Origin of the sequence: Rubellimicrobium arenae (assembly GCF_017916275.1) — a bacterium.
GTDB classification, from domain to species: Bacteria; Pseudomonadota; Alphaproteobacteria; order Rhodobacterales; family Rhodobacteraceae; genus Rubellimicrobium; species Rubellimicrobium arenae.
Genome location: NZ_JAFMST010000002.1, coordinates 265,977 through 284,218 on the forward strand (window position 1 = coordinate 265,977; position 18,242 = coordinate 284,218).

At 67.7% G+C, this 18,242-nt stretch carries 15 protein-coding genes; 11 read left to right on the forward strand and 4 right to left on the reverse strand.

From position 1 onward, the window contains the following. From J3P31_RS03905 to J3P31_RS03940, 8 genes are all read left to right on the forward strand, one after another. Window positions 1–729, forward strand: coding sequence for a transporter substrate-binding domain-containing protein (locus J3P31_RS03905; RefSeq protein WP_210527091.1), 729 nt, complete (start codon window positions 1–3; stop codon window positions 727–729). 45 nt (window positions 730–774) lie between these two features. After that, entirely contained in the window at window positions 775–1,662 is an 888-nt protein-coding gene (locus tag J3P31_RS03910; protein WP_210527092.1) for an ABC transporter permease, read from the forward strand. Further along, on the forward strand, window positions 1,659–2,462 hold the full coding sequence (locus tag J3P31_RS03915) for an ABC transporter permease (RefSeq protein WP_210527093.1): 804 nt from the start codon (window positions 1,659–1,661) through the stop codon (window positions 2,460–2,462). The genes J3P31_RS03910 and J3P31_RS03915 overlap by 4 nt, the downstream gene beginning before the upstream one ends. A 72-nt stretch (window positions 2,463–2,534) precedes the next feature. After that, window positions 2,535–3,866 carry a glutamine synthetase family protein gene (locus tag J3P31_RS03920; protein ID WP_210527094.1) on the forward strand — a complete coding sequence of 444 codons (1,332 nt, stop codon included), beginning with the start codon at window positions 2,535–2,537 and terminating at the stop codon, window positions 3,864–3,866. A gap of 223 nt (window positions 3,867–4,089) precedes the next feature. Then, on the forward strand, window positions 4,090–4,773 hold the full coding sequence (locus tag J3P31_RS03925) for a type 1 glutamine amidotransferase (protein WP_210527095.1): 684 nt from the start codon (window positions 4,090–4,092) through the stop codon (window positions 4,771–4,773). Beyond that, window positions 4,770–6,119, forward strand: coding sequence for a glutamine synthetase family protein (locus J3P31_RS03930; RefSeq protein WP_210527096.1), 1,350 nt, complete (start codon window positions 4,770–4,772; stop codon window positions 6,117–6,119). Before J3P31_RS03925 ends, J3P31_RS03930 begins: the two co-directional genes overlap by 4 nt. Further along, the gene (locus J3P31_RS03935) at window positions 6,119–7,432 is read left to right on the forward strand and encodes an NAD(P)/FAD-dependent oxidoreductase (RefSeq protein WP_210527097.1); all 1,314 of its coding nucleotides are present in this window, start codon (window positions 6,119–6,121) and stop codon (window positions 7,430–7,432) included. The genes J3P31_RS03930 and J3P31_RS03935 overlap by 1 nt, the downstream gene beginning before the upstream one ends. 150 nt (window positions 7,433–7,582) lie before the next feature. After that, a complete protein-coding gene (locus J3P31_RS03940; protein ID WP_210527098.1) occupies window positions 7,583–8,950 on the forward strand; it encodes an aminotransferase in 1,368 nt (455 codons plus the stop codon). 182 nt (window positions 8,951–9,132) lie between these two features. On the opposite strand, the gene phaR is transcribed toward J3P31_RS03940, so the two are convergent. The 3 genes from phaR to J3P31_RS03955 all read right to left on the reverse strand — a co-directional run bounded on the left by phaR (window position 9,133) and on the right by J3P31_RS03955 (window position 12,144). Then, a complete protein-coding gene (gene phaR, locus J3P31_RS03945) occupies window positions 9,133–9,618 on the reverse strand; it encodes a polyhydroxyalkanoate synthesis repressor PhaR (protein WP_210527099.1) in 486 nt (161 codons plus the stop codon). Window positions 9,619–9,759: 141 nt separating this feature from the next. Beyond that, window positions 9,760–10,221 (reverse strand): Phasin, encoded by a 462-nt coding sequence (locus J3P31_RS03950; protein ID WP_210527100.1) that lies wholly within the window; start codon window positions 10,219–10,221, stop codon window positions 9,760–9,762. 147 nt (window positions 10,222–10,368) lie between these two features. After that, window positions 10,369–12,144: a PHA/PHB synthase family protein gene (locus tag J3P31_RS03955; protein ID WP_246849261.1), complete on the reverse strand. Its 1,776-nt coding sequence runs from the start codon at window positions 12,142–12,144 to the stop codon at window positions 10,369–10,371. Window positions 12,145–12,280: 136 nt separating this feature from the next. Between J3P31_RS03955 and phaZ the strand changes: the two genes are divergently transcribed. Beyond that, window positions 12,281–13,576, forward strand: a complete 1,296-nt coding sequence (gene phaZ, locus J3P31_RS03960; protein WP_210527102.1) for a polyhydroxyalkanoate depolymerase — start codon at window positions 12,281–12,283, stop codon at window positions 13,574–13,576. Between the two features lie 15 nt (window positions 13,577–13,591). On the opposite strand, the gene J3P31_RS03965 is transcribed toward phaZ, so the two are convergent. Next, the gene (locus J3P31_RS03965) at window positions 13,592–14,323 is read right to left on the reverse strand and encodes an alpha/beta hydrolase (protein ID WP_210527103.1); all 732 of its coding nucleotides are present in this window, start codon (window positions 14,321–14,323) and stop codon (window positions 13,592–13,594) included. Between the two features lie 126 nt (window positions 14,324–14,449). Between J3P31_RS03965 and thrS the strand changes: the two genes are divergently transcribed. Next, entirely contained in the window at window positions 14,450–16,396 is a 1,947-nt protein-coding gene (thrS, locus tag J3P31_RS03970; protein WP_210527104.1) for a threonine--tRNA ligase, read from the forward strand. Window positions 16,397–16,494: 98 nt separating this feature from the next. Beyond that, the gene (locus J3P31_RS03975; protein ID WP_210527105.1) at window positions 16,495–18,171 is read left to right on the forward strand and encodes a DUF2382 domain-containing protein; all 1,677 of its coding nucleotides are present in this window, start codon (window positions 16,495–16,497) and stop codon (window positions 18,169–18,171) included. The last annotated feature ends 71 nt before the right edge of the window (window positions 18,172–18,242 follow it).

Consider the following 18,242-nt stretch of genomic DNA (forward strand, 5'->3'; position numbering starts at 1 on the left):
ATGACGACGACCAGACTTCTCCTTGCCTCCGCCCTGGCGCTCTGCGGCTCGGCCGTGCTGGCCCAGGACGTGGTGCGCATGGGCACCGAGGGCGCCTATCCGCCGTTCAACTTCATCAACGACCAGGGCGAGGTCGACGGCTTCGAGGTCGAGCTCGGCAACGAGCTTTGCGCCCGCGCCCAGCTGACCTGCCAATGGGTCACCAACGAATGGGATTCGATCATCCCCAACCTGGTGTCGGGCAACTACGACACGATCCTTGCCGGGATGAGCATCACCGATGAGCGGGATGCCGTGATCGACTTCACCCAGGAATACTTTCCCAACGTCCCCTCGGCCTATGTGGCGCTGAGCGACGGGGTCGACGTCACCGGCGGGGTCGTGGCCGCGCAGACCAACACCATCCAGGCCGCGCATGTCGCCGAGACCGGGGCCACCCTGGTCGAGTTCGCCACCCCCGAGGAAACCGTCGCCGCCGTCCGCAACGGCGAGGCCGATGCCGTCTTCGCCGACCGCGACTTCCTGGCCCCGATCGTCGAAGCGTCCGGCGGACAGCTGGTCTATGTCGGCGAGCCCGTTCCGATCGGCCAGGGCGTGGGCCTCGGCCTGCGCGAAAGCGACACCGAGCTGAAAGCCAAATTCGACACGGCCATCGCCGCCATGAAGGAGGACGGGTCGCTGAACGCCCTGCTCTCCAAGTGGTTCGACATGGACGCCCCGACCTATTGACCCGAAAGGACCCGGGGGGCCTGCCGGTCCCCCGCCCAGCCCACGATGTGCTCCGACCCGTCCACGCTCAATGACCTGTCCTGGTTCGTCTGCTACCTGACGACCGGAAAGCATCTGAGCTTCTACGCGTCCTTCGGGACGGTCCTCCTGCTGCTGGCGGTGACGGCGCCCGTTGCCCTTCTCCTGGGCTTCGGCGGAGCCATGCTGGCGCGGTCGCGCGTGGCGCCGCTGTCCTGGGCCGGGCAGTCCTACATCTCCATCGTGCGGGGCGTCCCCGACATCGCGTTTTTCCTGTTCTTCGTGATCGCGCTGGATCAGGCGTTCGAATACGTCCGCCACCGCGTCCTGTGCCCGGACTGGGGCCAGGCGGTCTACCAGGGGAACGACTTCGTCGTCTGTCCGGCTGCCAAGCTGCCGTTGTCCTCGGCCCCGCAATGGGAGCACGAGGTCTACGGTTTCCTCCTCGCGGTCATCACCTTCTCGCTCGTCTTCGGGGCCTTCGCGGCGAACGTGCTTCATGGCGCGATGCGGGCCGTGCCCCGGGCCCAGATCGAGACGGCGGAAGCCTATGGCATGACGCAGCGCCAGGCCTTCTGGCGCGTGCTGGTGCCGCAGATGTGGGTCTATGCGCTGCCCGGGCTGTCGAACCTGTGGATGGTGCTGATCAAGGCCACGCCGCTGCTGTTCCTCCTTGGGGTCGAGGACATCGTCTACTGGGCGCGCGACCTTGGCGGCTCCAAGACGCCGCAGTTCACCGACTATCCGCACGGCGACTGGCGGATGTGGTACTTCCTGTTCCTGCTCGTGTTCTACCTGGCCTTCACCAAGGTCTCGGAGGTCCTTCTCAACCGCCTGATGCGCCGCCTGACCCATGGGCAGGCGATCGCCGGAGGCGAGGCGCAGCGCAAGTCCGCGCTGGAGGGGGCCGCATGAGCTGCTGGGACACCGTCCAGTCCTATGCCTTCCGGTCCCTGGGCTACGGCGAGAGGCTCCTTCCCTCCACCGACTTCACGATGTGCCAGCAGGTCACGCTGATCGGGTCGGGCCTGCTCTGGAACATCTACTTCGGGGCGCTCTCGCTGGTGGCCGGGTTCTTCCTGGCCACGGCCGTGGCGCTGGCCCGAACCTCGCACCACGTCTGGCTGCGCAAGCCTGCGGAATGGTTCGTGTTCGTGTTCCGGGGGTCGCCGCTCTTCATCCAGTTCTTCTTCGGCTATTTCCTGTTCCTGAGCCTCAAGGGCCAGTTCCCCGGCCTCGGGATCCTCACCTCGGCTTGGCTGGGCGCCCTGGTCGTGCTGTTCCTGAACACGGCCGCCTATTCGGCGGAGATCTTCCACGGCGCGCTCCAGGCGATTCCGCGGGGCGACCTCGAGGCGGCGGACGCCTATGGCCTGTCGGGCTGGACCAAGTTCCGGCGGATCGTCTGGCCGACGATGCTGCGGCTGGCCTGGCCCGCCTACACCAACGAGGCGATCTTCCTGTTCCACGCGACGACGCTGGTGTTCTTCACCGGCTTTCCCGCGATCCAGCAGAAAGGCGACGCGCTTTACTATGCGTCGTATTTCGCGGACAAGACCTTCAACCCCTTCGTCCCGTACCCCATCCTCGCGGGGTATTTCATCCTCCTCACCCTGAGCATCGTAGGCCTGTTCTACCTTGGCTCGAGGAGGCTCAACCGCCATCTGCCCTCCCGGTCGGGACGCTGGAGGGCCAAGTTCCAGGTGATACGATGACATGGCCCCCACGGTTTCTGGCCGTCGGCCCGACGCGCGACTGACCCTTCCAGAAACGTCATAGGTGACCAAATGAGCTGGCTCGACCAGCACCCCGAGGTGCGCAACGTCCGTTGCGGCGCCGTCGACCTCAATGGACAGGCCCGCGGCAAGCGCATCCCTGTCCGATTTGCCCGCAAGATCGAGGAGGAAGGCACGCGCTTTCCCCTTTCCGTCCTCAACCTCGATATCTGGGGCGAGGACGTGGAGGACTCGCCCCTGGTGTTCGAGATCGGGGACCCGGATGGCGTCCTGCGGCCCACGGAACGGGGCTATGTGCCCATGCCCTGGCTGGGCACCCCGTCCGCGCTCCTGCCCATGTGGATGTACACCGAGGAGGGCGAGCCCTTCGCCGGCGACCCCCGGCACGCCCTGCGCTCTGTCGTGGAGCGGTTCCGGGACCACGGGCTCGTCCCCTGCGTCGCGACCGAGATGGAGTTCTATCTCGTGGACGACTCGGGCAGCGAGATCCGGCAGCCGCCCTCGCCCCGCTCGGGCAAGCGGAGGCCGGGCGCCGAGATCCTGAGCCTGAGGGCGCTGGACGCCTTCGACGCCTTCTTCAACGATCTCTACGAGGCCTGCGATGTCATGGACATCCCGGCCGAGGCCGCGATCAGCGAAGTGGGCCTGGGCCAGTTCGAGATCAACCTGAGCCACGTTCCCGACGCGCTCAAGGCGGCGGACGACGCCTGGCTCTTCAAGCAACTGGTGCGCGGCCTGGCCCGGAATCACGGCTTTGCGGCCTCCTTCATGGCCAAGCCCTACGAGGACTATGCCGGGAACGGGCTCCACACCCACTTCTCCATCCTGGACGGGGAAGGCCGGAACGCCTTCGCCGACGGCACCTTCGAGGGGTCGCCGCTCCTGCGGAACGCCATCGCCGGCTGCCTGAAGGGGATTCCCGACCTCACGTTGGTCTTCGCGCCCCATTCCAACAGCTACGAGCGCCTGGTGCCCGAGAGCCACGCGCCGACCGGCGTCTGCTGGGCCTATGACAACCGGACAGCCAGCGTGCGCGTCCCGGGGGGCAGCCTCATGTCGCGCCGGGTCGAGCACCGGGTCGCGGGCGGGGACGTGAACCCCTACCTGTTCCTGGCGGCGGTGCTGGGGTCGGCGCTCGTGGGGATCGAGGACAACCTGCAACCGCCTCCGCCGATCATGGGCAATGCCTATGAGCAGGACCTCCTGCAGATCCCCGACACCTGGGAGCAGGCCATCGATGCCTTCGAGACCAGCGGGATCGCCCGCCGGATCTTCCCGGCGCAGCTCATCGAGAACCTCGTGATGACCAAGCGGCAGGAGTTGCACTACATGGCGGAGCTCACGCCCCGGCAGCAGCTGGAGCTGTACCTGGACACGGTGTGACCCCGGCCCGCCACGGCGGGAGATGCCCGCGCCCCTCGCCGTCACGGCCAGAGGCGCGGGGCGACAAGCCCGGCGCGCCGCAGCACCACGGCCGCCGCCCCATCCGGCTGGGGGATCGGAGGCACCGGGCAGGACGCACCCACCCGCCGATCCCGGAGGCCGGAGGGCTTGACGACCCCCCCGGGTCCGGGCGTAGGCAAAGGCACCTCAACACGAGACTCCCATGCTTATCGGCATCTTGCAGACCGGCCACGCGCCCGACGCGCTTCGGCCCGACTATGGCGACTATCCGGATCTCTTCGAGCGGCTTCTCAAGGACAAGGGCCTGACCTTCCGCACCTGGGCCGTCGTCGACGGGGAGTTCCCCTCCGGCCCGCATGACGCGGAAGGCTGGCTCATCACCGGATCGCGCCACGGCGCCTACGAGGATCATCCCTGGATCCCGCCGCTCGAGCGGCTGATCCGCGACATCTACGCCGAGGCCGTGCCGCTGGTCGGCATCTGCTTCGGCCACCAGATCATCGCCCAGGCGCTGGGCGGCAAGGTCGAGAAGTGGCCGGGCGGCTGGTCCGTGGGCCGCACGGAATACGACTGGGGCGGAGAACGGGTCGCCCTCAACTCCTGGCACCAGGATCAGGTGGTGGACAAGCCGGAGGACGCGGTCGCCGTGGCCTCCTCCCCCTTCTGCGCCAACGCCGCGCTCGTGTATGGGAACCGCATCTTCACCGTGCAGGCCCACCCCGAGTTCGATCAGGGCTTCGTTGCCGACATGATCGAGAAGCGGGGCCGCGGGCTGGTGCCCGATCCGCTTCTCGATGCGGCCAAGGCGGCGGTCGAGCAGCCGATCGACGACGGCCGGCTTGCCGACCGGATCGCGCGCTTCTTCAAGGAACGGGTGGCGGCATGAGCTGGAACGACCGGATTCCCGCCGCCGCGCGGGACTACCTCGACAAGAACCGCCTCGACGAGGTCGAGTGCGTGATCGCCGACTTCCCTGGCATCGCGCGCGGCAAGGCCGTGCCGGCCGCCAAGTGGGAGCGGCAGCAGTACTTCCACCTGCCGAACTCGATCTTCTTTCAGACGATCACCGGCGACTGGGCCGAGGCCGCGACCGACGGCTTCACCGAGCCGGACATGATCCTGCGCCCCGACCTCGACACCGCGACGGCGGCGCCCTGGGCGGTGGACGGAACGCTCCAGGTGATCCACGACGCCTTCGACATGTCGGGCCAGCCCATCGGCGTCGCGCCGCGCAACGTGCTCAAGCGGGTCGTGGCGCTTTACCGCGAGCGGGGCTGGACCCCGATCATCGCGCCCGAGATGGAGTTCTACCTCGTCGGCAAGAACATCGACCCCGCCAAGGAGATCGTGCCGATGATGGGCCGGACCGGCCGTCCGGCCGCGGCGCGCCAGGCCTATTCCATGACCGCGGTGGACGAATACGGCCCCGTCATCGACGACATCTACGAATATGCCGAGATCCAGGGCATCGAGATCGACGGCATCACCCAGGAAGGCGGCGCGGGGCAGCTGGAGATCAACCTGCGCCATGGCGATCCGGTGCGGCTCGCGGACGATGTGTTCTTCTTCAAGCGGCTGATCCGCGAGGCGGCGCTCAAGCACGACTGCTTCGCGACCTTCATGGCCAAGCCCATCGAGGGCGAACCCGGATCGGCCATGCACATCCACCATTCGGTGGTGGACACCAAGGGCCGCAACATCTTCTGTGGCCCGAACGGCGAAGAGACTCCGGACTTCCTGAACTTCGTGGGGGGCCTCCAGCGGCACATGCCGGCGGCCATCGCGGTCATCGCGCCTTACGTCAACAGCTACCGCCGCTATGTCCGCAACCACGCCGCGCCGATCAACCTGGAATGGGGGCGCGACAACCGGACCACGGGGCTGCGCGTGCCCGTGTCCTCGCCCGAGGCGCGACGGATCGAGAACCGGCTGCCGGGCATGGACTGCAACCCGTACCTTTGCATCGCCGCCAGCCTCGCCTGCGGCTACCTGGGCATGGTGCAGCAGACGCCGGCCGGGCAGATGTTCGAAGGCGACGCCTACAAGTCGGACGCGGAGATCCCCTATTCGCTGTCGGATGCGCTGGACCTGTTCGAAGAGGCCAAGGATCTGCACGGCGTGCTGGGCGAGGAGTTCGCCCGGGTCTATTCGATCGTCAAGCGGACCGAGAACGAGGAATTCCTGCAGGTCATCAGCCCCTGGGAGCGGGAGCATCTCCTGCTGAACGTCTGATGCCGCGTGATCCGCTGAGCCGGAACGATCCCACCCCCGGGGCCTATCCGTCCTCGTGGTACGCCGCCTCCGCGCAGGTCGCCGCCCCCCGCGGCCCCCTCAAGGGATCGCACCGCGCCGACGTGGCCATCGTCGGCGCGGGCTACACCGGGCTCTGGGCCGCAAAGACCCTGGCCGAACGTGGCCTGAAGCCCGTGATCCTCGAGGCGCACCGGGTCGGCTGGGGCGCCTCGGGGCGCAACGGCGGCCAGGTCGGGACGGGTTACAACTGGGACCAGCGCAAGCTGGAGGCCCGCATGGGCCGCGACGCCGCCCGCGCCGTCTGGGACGTCGCCGAGGAGGGCAAGCGCCAGCTGCGCGACTTCTGCGCCGCCGAGGCGCCCGAGGCGCATTACCGGCCCGGCGTGGCGCATGGGGAATACTCGGCGTCGGAAGCGCGCGACACCCGCGAGGCCGCCGAGCATCTTGCCCGTCATTATGGCTATGACCAGATCGAGGTCATGGACAGGGAGGCGTTCCGGGCGCTGGTCAAGTCGCCCCTCTATGTCGCGGGAGCGCTGGACCGGGGCGCGGGCCACATCCACCCGCTGCGCTATGCCCTGGCCCTGGCCCGCGCGGCGGAACGGGCCGGCGCGGTGATCCACGAGGGGTCCATCGTCCTGGGGATCGAGAACGGGCAGCCCGCCGTGCTGCGGACCCGGGACGGGGAACTTCGCGCCGATCATGTCATCCTGGCCGGGAACGGCTACATGCCCGACCTGGAGCCTCGGGTTGCGGCCCGGGTCATGCCGATCAACAGCTTCATCGGTGCGACCGAACCCCTGCCCGACCGCTGGCAGGACGTGCTGGCCGAGGACATCGCGGTCGCGGACTCCAAGTTCGTGGTCAACTACTACCGCTTTTCCGAGGACCGCCGCTTCCTCTTCGGCGGTCGGGAAAGCTACGGGCTCGGCTTTCCGCGCGACATCGCCGGACCGCTGCGACGCCGGCTCGCGGACCTGTTTCCCCAGCTGACCGGAGCGAAGATCGAACATGTCTGGGGGGGCACGCTGGGCATCACCATGACGCGCCTGCCGCTGCTGCTCCGGGTCGCGCCGAACATCCTGTCGGGCGGCGGCTTCTCGGGGCATGGCGTGGCGCTGTCCGGGATCTCGGGCCGCGCGATGGCCGAGGCGATCCTGGGCCAGGCGGGGCGCTTCGACGCGCTCGCCCTCCTGCCCACGCCACGGTTTCCGGGCGGGGCCCTGGCGCGGGCGCCGCTGCTCACCCTGGCGATGACCTGGTACGCCATGCGCGACCGGCTGGGCGTCTGAAGGGCCGGGAGCGACCTCCGCGCAAGGCCGTTCGGCGCAACTACGGGCGGACGCGAGGATCTTGCGCTGGCCAGCGTCGATCCCGCGCCGGCTCGCATTGCCCGCAGCGCGGCCGACAGGTTAGACATTGTCAGAACGAGGAGAGCCGCCATGAATGACCAGAGCCCCAACAGCTGGGAAGCGCGCGCCGACGCCGCCACCTTCTACGGCTTCACGGACCTTCCCTCGGTGCGACAGCGCGGCGCCGTGGTCCTCACGCATGGCAAGGGGCCCTACATCTACGATGTGCATGGGCGCGAGTACCTCGACGCGAACTCGGCGCTGTGGAACATGGTGGCGGGCTTCGACCACCCGGGCCTGATCGCCGCCGCGCAGGAGCAGTACGCCCGCTTCCCGGGCTATCACGCCTTCTTCGGCCGCCTGTCCGACCAGACGGTGATGCTGAGCGAGAAGCTGGTGGAGGTTTCGCCCTTCGAGAGCGGGAAGGTGTTCTACACCAACTCGGGGAGCGAGGCGAACGACACCCTGGTCAAGATGCTCTGGTTCCTTCACGCCTCGGAGGGGAACCCCCAGCGCCGCAAGATCCTGACGCGGATCAACGCCTACCACGGCGTGACGGCGGTCTCGGCCTCGATGACCGGCAAGCCCTACAACAGCGTGTTCGGGCTTCCGCTGCCCGGGTTCATCCATCTGACCTGCCCGCATTACTGGCGGAACGGAGCGGATGGGGAGACCGAGGAGCAGTTCACCCAGCGCATGGCCGATGAACTGGAGGAGGTGATCGCCCGCGAAGGCGCCGATACCATCGCGGGCTTCGTGGCCGAGCCGGTCATGGGCGCGGGCGGCGTCATCGTGCCATCCAAGGGCTACTTCCAGGCCATCCAGCCGATCCTGAAGAAGCACGGCATCCCGCTCATCTCGGACGAGGTGATCTGCGGGTTCGGTCGCACCGGCAGCACCTGGGGCTGCGAGACCTTCGGCTTCATGCCGGATGCCATCATCTCCTCCAAGAACCTGACGGCCGGCTTCTTCCCGATGGGGGCCGTCATCCTGGGGCCGGAGCTGACGGACCGGCTGCAGCGCGCCTCGGACGCCATCGAGGAGTTTCCCCATGGCTTCACCGCATCGGGCCACCCGGTCGGCTGCGCCATCGCGCTCAAGGCCATCGACGTGATCCTGAACGAGGGCTTGGCGGACAACGTGAAGCGCCTGACCCCGAAGTTCCAGGCCGGCATGGCCAAGCTTGCCGAGCATCCGAACATCGGCGAATGGCGGGGCGTGGGCCTGATGGGGGCGCTGGAGGCGGTGGCCGACAAGGCCACCAAGCGGCCCTTCGACAGCAAGCTTTCGGTGTCCGAGCGGATCGCGAATGCCTCGACCGATCAGGGTCTGATCTGCCGTCCGCTGGGCCAGGCCATCGTGCTGGCCCCGCCGTTCATCATGACCGACGCGCAGATGGATGAAATGTTCACCAAGCTCGGCCGCGCGCTGGACAAGGTTTTCAGCGAAGTCGCGTGACGGATCACGGGGAAGGGTCGCGGCCCTTCCCCATCAGGGCGCCGCGGCGGGTTCCGTTCCGGCGGCTTGCCTGGGCGTCGGGTCAAAGCGTCGTCATCCGTCAATGACCAGGGCCGACCTTCCGCCCGTCCTTGAGGGCCGACCCGTCGCGGGAACACAGCGGTCCCCGGACGCCCGCAAGGTCACCTTTTCTTGTCCTCGTCCTCGTCCTTCTGGGGCCCCGAGGTCCCGGAGAGGCCGCCTGTGAGCGCCTTGAAGAACGCTTCCTGCTGGGCGCGCATGGCCTCGAAGCCCGGAAGCTTCGTCATCGGATTGCCCTTGGTCATCTGCTCCAGCATCTTGGCCTGGCTGTCGCGCATCATCTCGAAGCTGGCGGCCAGGAACTGGGGCATGACGGCGGCGGCCTGGGTGGTGTAGGTCCGCACGAGCGAGGTCAGCACATCGGTGGGCAGGACGTTCTCGCCCCGGCTTTCATGTTCGGCGATGATCTGGAGCAGATACTGCCGGGTCAGGTCGTCCCCGGACTTGAGATCCACGATCTGCACGTCCCTGCCCTGGCGGATGAAGGCCGCGATGTCCTCCAAGGTCACGTAGTCGCTCGTTTCGGTGTTGTAGAGACGGCGGCTCGCGTAGCGCTTGATCAGGAGCGGCTTATCGTTCTCAGGCATGGACGGCCCCACTTGCTGCGACTGCAAACAGCCTAGGACGCCCGTTCGCAAAAAGAAAGGGCGGACCCGCCTGGGCCCGCCCTCATCTATGATCCGGCAGGAGAAGTCTCCCGCCCGGCCATCGCTCGATCCCGGACGGGATCAGACGTTGGTGGAGGTCGAGGTGACCTTGACGCCGTTCGTGGCGGCGGTGGTCATGTCGGCCGTGGCCTTGCGGGCGGCGGCGGTCATGTCTTCGGACATGTCCTTGCCGGCCGCCATCAGCAGCTCGAGCGTTTCGGTCTGGACGCGCTTGGCGATCTCGGCGAAGGCGGCCATGTGCTCGGCGGCGGCTTCGGCCGAGGTCGACACGAAGTCGGTCACGGACTTGGCGTAGTCGGCGGGCTCGGCCTTGACCTGGGTCACGGTCGAAAGCTTGGACAGCGTGTCCTGCATCCAGCGGGCCGACAGCTCGGTGGACTTCTGCGCGGCCTCGATGGCGACGGCGGACATCTTCTCGGCCAGGGCGGCCTGGGACTTGGCGAGGTTCTCGACCGAGGACGTGTCCACGGGGAAGTTGCTCATCATGTCCTTCATCATCTGGGCGTAATCGGTCGAAGCCATCTCGGTATCCTTTCGGAATTGGAGTCGAGGGCGTCGCCCCCGCGTTCAGTGACCGAAATATGGATGCTGCGGTGCAGCATTGCAAGGGTTTCCTCTGCGCCGCAGCAAGGGGATGCGCGGAATCTGGCGTGCCAGATTGCCGCAGGGTCAGGAGACGGCGGGCACCGCGCGCACATAGGTGCCGGGCGCGGGGGCCAAGGGCGGATGAGCGGCGTCGCCGGGCTGGCGCGCAGGCACGAGACCGCCGGACCGGGCGCCCAGCCATTCCCCCCAGCGGGGCCACCAGCTTCCGTCGTGCTTTTCGGCCGACTTCAGCCATTCCTCGGGCGGCAGGGACAGGTCGTGGCCGGTCCAATGGCCGTACTTCTTCTTGGAGGGCGGGTTCACGATGCCGGCGATGTGGCCCGATTCGGACAGGATGAAGGTCTTGTCCGTCGCGCCCATCTGCTGGACGCCCCGGTAGGAGGACTTCCAGCCCGCGATGTGATCCGTCTCGCAGGCCACGGCGCAGAGCGGGACGTCCACCTCGGAGATGTGCGCCGTCTGTCCGCAGATCGGGAAGCCGTCCGTGGCGAACAGGTCGTCCTGGCAAAGCCCGCGCAGGTATTCGACGGCCATCTTGGCGGGAAGGTTGGTGGAATCGCCGTTCCAGTAGAGCAGGTCGAAGGCCGGCGGCGTTTGCCCCATCATGTAGGACCGGATGGCCGGCTGGTAGATGAGGTCGTTCGAGCGCAGATAGCTGAAGGTGCGCGACATGAAGAAGGCTTCGAGCACCCCCTTCTCCATCGACTCCTTCTCGATGCCATCCACGAAGTCGTCGTCGAGGAAGACCCCGACCTCGCCCTGGTCCGAAAAGTCCGTGAGCGTGGTGAAGAACGTGGCGGAGTTCACCGTGGTGTCGCCCCGCTTCTTCATCAGCGCCAGCGTCAGGGCCAGCGTGGTCCCGGCGATGCAGTAGCCGACGGCGTTGACCGCCTGGGTCCCGCAGATCGCCTTCACCTCGCGCAGGGCGGCCAGGTAGCCGTCCTGCACGTAGTCGTCCATCGTCGTGTCCCTGTAGGACGGGTCGGGGTTGACCCAGGACACCACGAAGAGCGTGAAGCCCTGATCCACGACCCACTTGATCAGGCTGTTCTGCGCCTTGAGGTCGAGGATGTAGAACTTGTTGATCCACGGCGGAAAGATCACGACCGGGATCTCGCGCACCTGATCCGTGGTGGGGGTGTACTGGATCAGCTCGAACATCCGGTTGCGGAAGACGACCTCGCCCGGCGTGGTGGCAAGGTTCTCGCCCACCTGAAACGCGCTCTCGTCGGCCAGGCGCACGATCAGCTCGCCGTCGTTGCGCTCCAGATCGGCCACGAGGTTGGCGAGGCCATCCACGAGCGACTGGCCGTCCGTCTCGATCGCGCGTTCGAGCGCGTCGGGGTTGGTGGCGAGGAAGTTCGTCGGCGCCAGCATGTCCACGATCTGGCGGGAGAAGTACTGGAGCCGCTTCTTGTCCTTGGCCGTCAGTCCGTCCGTCTGCTCCACGGCCTTCTGCACGGCCTCGGCGTTGATCAGGTACTGCTGCTTCCAGAAATTGAACCACGGATGGCTTTCCCAGAGCGGGTTCGAGAACCGCTTGTCCCTGGGCCCAGGATCCTCGGGCGCCTTGAACGGTCCCTTGGCCAGCGCGGCCTGCGCCTCGGCGAAGTGGGCGAGCGTCTTGCCCCAGTATCCGGCCTGCAGCTCGATGATCTTGGCGGGATGCTCCATCGCTTCGGACATCCAGGCCTGCGCCGCCTTGAGATAAAGGTCCTGCGACGGACCCTGGAGCGCGGCGGGGACCTTCCTGCGCTTGGCCATGATGGCCACCAGCCGCTTGGTCAGGGCGTCGATCTTCTTCAGGTTCCCTTCGAACACCTCGAGGTTGCGGCCCATTTGCTGCCCTCCCTCGTTCGTGTCTGTGCGCTCCGTTGCCATAAGCGGAACCCCGCGTTAGTTTTGCAGTTGCAGCATCAAGGCGTCGTCAAGGACCTGGATGCGATCCTTGCCCGCCCTGAGCCGGAGACCTGCCATGAAGTATATGTTGACCTACGACCTCATGGAAAGCGTGCGCAACACCAATCAGTGGCTAGGCGCGACGGCGCGGGCCATCGGCGCCTACCCGGCCATGGCGGCCACGGGCAATCCGCTGGTCGAATGGATCAAGGCCTGGGGCGACGTGACCGAGCGGACCTTCGCCCGCATGGTGGTCAAGCCGGACTGGGGCATCTCGGCGGTCACCGGCGATGACGGGCGCGACCACACCGTCCGGATCGAGACGCTGATCGCCAAGCCCTTCGGCAATCTCATCCACTTCCGCGTGCCGGGGCGCTTTCCGCGCCAGCGGCGCGTGCTGCTCGTGGCGCCAATGTCGGGGCACTACGCCACGCTGCTGCGCAAGACGGTGATCTCGCTCCTGCCGGATTGCGAGGTCTTCATCACCGACTGGCACAACGCCCGCGACATCCCGGTGAGCGAGGGCAAGTTCGACATCGAGGATTATACCCTCTACGTCACCGAGTTCATGCGCCACCTCGGCCCCGACATCCACGTCATGGCCATCTGCCAGCCCGCGCCCCTGGTCCTCGCCGCGACGGCCCTCCTGGCCGAGCAGGCGCCCGAGGCGCAGCCCCGGTCCCTGATCCTTGTGGGCGGCCCCATCGACCCCGATGCCAACGCCACGGACGTGACCGACTTCGGCCGCCGCGTGACCATGGGCCAGCTCGAGCAGCTCGTGATCCAGCAGGTGGGCTACAAGTACAAGGGCGTGGGACGGATGGTCTATCCCGGGCTGCTTCAGCTCGCGTCCTTCATGTCCATGAACGCCCAGACCCACACCGAAAGCTTCGTGGACCAGATCTTCCGCGCCTCCAAGGGCGAGGCCTCCGATCACGACAAGCACAACGCCTTCTACGACGAGTACCTGGCCGTCATGGACATGACCGCCGAGTTCTACCTTTCGACCGTGGAGCGCATCTTCAAGGGCCGGGAGGTCGCGCGGAACGCGTTCAACGTCGCCGGCCGGGCCGTGGACATCGGACGCATCAGCACCGTGGCGGTCATGGTGGTCGAAGGGGAGAAGGACGACATCTCCGCCCCCGGTCAGTGCCTTGCTGCCCTCGACCTGCTGACGGGCCTGCCCGACGCGAAGAAGGCCGCGCATCTCGAACCCAAGGCCGGCCATTACGGGATCTTCGCGGGCAAGAGCTGGCGCGACAACATCCGGCCCCTGGTGCTCAAGTTCATGGACGACAACGAGGGCAAGTCCGAGCGCCGGCCCCGGCCCTCGATCGTCATGCCCGCCGTCGCCGCATCCAGCGCCGACTGACCGCGGCGGGCCAGCTCAGCCGGACACCTCGCCGATGGCCTGGGCGATGAGCTTGAGGCAGCGCGGCGAGGAGAACCGGTGGTCGGCGTCCTTGACCAGCGTCAGCCGGATGTCCGGCCCCGTTGCGTGGTCGAACAGCCGCTGGGCCGTCGCCATGGACACGTCCTCGTCCGCCGAGCCCTGGAGCATCCGCGTCGGCATCGGCAGGTGGAGCGGCGAGCGGAGCACGAGGTGGTCGCGTCCGTCCTCGATCAGCTTGCGGGTGATCGGATAGGGCGCGCCGTATTCCGATGGCAGATGGATGATCCCTTCGTTCAGGAGCTGCTCCTGGAGGAAGTCGGGCGCGTTGGCCCAGTAGGAATCCTCGGTGAAGTCCGGCGCGGCGGCGATGGTGACGAGGCCCGCCACCCGTTCGGGCGACCGGCGCGCGATCAGGAGGGAGATCCACCCCCCCATCGACGACCCCACGAGGGTCACCGGCCCGGGCGCGAGGTCGAGGACCGCCTCGGCGTCCTCGAGCCACTGGCCGATGGCCCCGTCCTCGAAGGCGCCCTCGCTCTGGCCGTGGCCGGAGTAGTCGAAGCGGATGAAGGCCCGGCCCTGGGCCTGCGCCCAGTCGGCCAGCCAGGCGGCCTTGGTGCCCGTCATGTCCGAGCGGAAGCCGCCCAGGAACACGACGTGGGGCCCCTGCCCCGCCTGCCGCATCATCGCGAGCGTCCGTCCCTGGGGCGTGGTGATGGTCTCCATGGCGCGTCTCCTGCTTCGCTGCGGTTGCATGGTGCTCGGCCCTTGACGGTTCCGCAAGCGGGGGGCAGAACCCCCGGACCCGCAACCGGGCGCAATCGTGGGCGCCAAACCGACGAGGAGCAGGCTATGGCCTCCATCTCCCTGACATTCCCCGATGGACAATCCCGGCAGTACGACGCCGGAGTCACCGCCGCGCAGGTGGCGCAGTCCATTGCCCCTTCCCTGGCCAAGTCTGCTGTTTCGGCGACCCTCGACGGCCGTCACTGGGATCTCCAGTGGCCGATCGAGGCCGACGGCGCGCTGGCCATCAAGACGCTCAAGGACGCCGAGGGGCTCGAGCTGATCCGGCACGACCTCGCCCACGTCATGGCCCGCGCCGTCCAGGCGCTCTGGCCCGACGTGAAGGTGACGATCGGCCCCGTGACCGAGACGGGCTGGTTCTACGACTTCGACCGCAAGGAGCCCTTCACGCCCGAGGACCTGGGCGCCATCGAGGCCGAGATGCGCCGCATCATCGGCGCCAAGGACCCGATCCGGACCGAGGTCTGGGACCGCGCCCGCGCCATCGCCCACTACGAGGCGAACGGCGAACCCTTCAAGGTCGAGCTCATCAACCGCATCCCGGAGGGCGAGCCCATCCGGATGTACTGGCACGGCGACTGGCAGGACCTCTGCCGCGGCCCGCACCTGCAGAACACCGGGCAGCTTCCGGGCGACGCCTTCCGGCTGATGGGCGTCTCGGGCGCCTACTGGTTCGGCGACGTGAACCGGCCGCAGCTCCAGCGGATCACCGGCGTGGCCTTCCGCAACCGCGACGAGCTCAAGGCGCACCTGACGATGCTGGAGGAGGCCGCCAAGCGCGACCACCGCAAGCTCGGCCGCGAGATGGAGCTCTTCCACATGCAGGAAGAGGCGCCGGGGATGGTGTTCTGGCACCCGAACGGCTGGACGCTCTGGCGGACGCTCCAGGACTACATGGGCCGGCGGCTGCGGCGCGCGGGCTACAAGGAGATCCGCACGCCCCAGGTGCTCGACCGCATCCTGTGGGAGAAGTCCGGCCACTGGGAGAACTACCGCGAGAACATGTTCATCGTGGAGGTGGACGAGGACGGGGCCAAGGAGAAGCGCATCAACGCGCTCAAGCCCATGAACTGCCCCTGCCACGTCCAGGTCTACAACCAGGGCCTCAAGAGCTACCGCGACCTGCCGCTTCGGCTCGCCGAATTCGGGGCCTGCCACCGCTATGAATCCTCGGGCTCGATGCACGGGCTGATGCGGGTGCGCGGCTTCACGCAGGACGACGCCCACATCTTCTGCACCGAGGACCAGATCGGTGAGGAGTGCCGGGCCTTCATCGAGCTCCTGGCCTCCGTCTACGAGGACCTCGGCTTCGACGGCTTCGAGATCAAGTTCTCCACCCGCCCCGAGAAGCGGATCGGCTCGGACGAGACCTGGGACAAGGTCGAGGGCGCGCTCGAGGCGGCGATCCGGGCCACGGGGCGCGACTTCGAGGTCGATCCCGGCGAGGGGGCGTTCTATGGGCCGAAGCTCGACTTCAAGCTCACCGACGCGATCGGCCGGAAGTGGCAGTGCGGCACGTTCCAGGTGGACCCCAACCTGCCCGACCGCCTAGGCGCCGAATACGTGGCCGAGGACGGGGCCAAGCACCGGCCCTACATGCTCCACCGCGCGATCCTGGGCAGCTTCGAGCGGTTCCTCGGCATCCTGATCGAGAACTACGCGGGCAAGTTCCCCTTCTGGCTCGCCCCCCGGCAGATCGTCGTGGCCTCGATCGTCTCGGACGCGGACGACTATGTCCGCGAGGTGACCGAGGCACTGCAGGCGGCGGGGCTGCGCGCCGAGGCCGATACGCGGAACGAGAAGATCAACTACAAGGTCCGCGAACACTCGGTCGGCAAGGTCCCGGTGATCCTGGCGCTGGGCATGAAGGAGGTCGAGGGCAGGACCGTGTCCATGCGCCGGCTGGGCGAGGACGGGCAAAAGGTGATGCCTCTGGGCGAGGCCATCGCACAACTCGCAGGCGAAGCGCGGGCGCCCGACCAGCGGGGCTGATCGCCCCCTAATTTCTGGGTCCGCGCGCGGAACGAACCGCGCGCGGAGGCCGTTTGTCCTGCATCCCGCCTAACGGGGCAGACAGACGGCGAGGACCCATGGCGCTTTCCCCCATTTCCGGCACGACTGATTCCCTTTCCGACGAGGAGCGGCTCCGCCTGGCCGAGCGGCTCCCCGAGGGCGCGTTCATCGAACGCATCGAAGAACGGGTCGTGCTCGGCAAGCGCGTCGTGGACCAGGGCGGCGTTCGCGTCGCCACCCGGACCGAAGCCCATGCGGAAACGGTCCGGGACACCGTCGAAGAGACGAGCGTGGAGGTCGAGCGCATCCCGGTCGGCCGCTTCGTGGACGCCGTCGAGGCGCCGCGCGTCGAGGGAGACCTCACGATCCTGCCTGTCTACGAGGAACGCCTCGTCGTCGAGAAGCGCCTGTTTCTCGTCGAGGAGGTCCATGTCCGCCGCCAGGCCCGGACCCGGCAGGTCGATGTGCCTGTCGAGGTGCGCCGCCAGGTGGCCGACGTGACCCGCCTGCCCCCGTTGGACGATCAAACCCTAAGTCCAGACACCCACCAAGGAGTGAGCAGCATGATGGACGACATGTACACGGGGTCGCGAACCGTCACGGCCCTTTTCGACAACAGCGCCGAAGCCGAACGTGCCGTGTCCCGCCTGCGGACGGCCGGGATCTCCGATTCGCAGATCCGCGTCACCCCCGGCGCGACGCAAAGCTATTCGGGCACCACGGACTACAACGACACCACCTACCGCGACCAGCACAAGGGCTTCTGGGACTCGCTGTCGGACTTCTTCTTCCCGGATGAGGACCGCTACACCTACGCCGAGGGCCTGTCGCGCGGGTCGACCATGGTGACGGTGACCGGCTTCGATCCCGGTCTGCACGACACGATCGTCGATATCCTGGACGACGAAGGCTCTGTGGACATCGACGCCCGCGAGAGCGAGTGGCGGTCCTCGGGCTGGGGCGGCTACCAGGGTTCGGCCGACATCTCGGGCACGGGCGGCATGGCGGGCGGGCATTCGGGCCAGTACGCCACCGGGTCGGCCGGGATCGCGGGCTCGGAGGACACCTCGGACGTCGGCGGAATGAACACCCGCGGCACGATCTATGACGACGGGCTGCAGGACCGGAACGTGCAGATGGCCGCCGACATGGGCCGTCGCAGCCAGGCCGACCTGGGGTCGCAGCAGCAGGGCTATGCCTCGTCGGGCTCCATGGGCCAGACCGGCGGCCTCGGCGGGGCGGGCGACTTGGGCGCCACCGGTGCGATCGGCGGCACGGGGTCGACCGACTTCGGCGCCACGGGCTACCGTGACAACGAGCTGAACGAGGATGGCACCGTCAAGGTGATCGAGGAACGACTGGCCGTCGGCAAGCGCGAGCAGGAGATGGGCCGCGTCCGCGTCCGGTCCTATGTCCGCGAGGAGCCGGTCTCGGCCGACGTGGACCTGCGCGCCACCCGCGTCTATGTCGAGCGCCGTCCGGTGGACCGCGCCGTCAATCCTGGGGACGTCGACCTGCGCGACCAGGTGATCGAGGCCCGCGAAACGGCCGAGACCCCGGTGGTCGCCAAGGAAGCCCGCGTGGTCGAGGAGATCGGCCTGCGTCAGGAGACCGAGGTCCAGCACCAGACCATCCAGGACACCGTCCGCAAGACCGAGGTCGAGATCGAGGACGAGCGCACCGGCGAGCGTACCTCGCTGAGCGGCGGCACGACCGGAACCGGCTCGGGCAGCACGGGTTCGGGCACCTTCTGAGCGGCCTGCTGAACTGACGGGCGGAGCCCCGGATTGCGCAGGCAGTCCGGGGCTTTCGCTTTGGGAGGTCC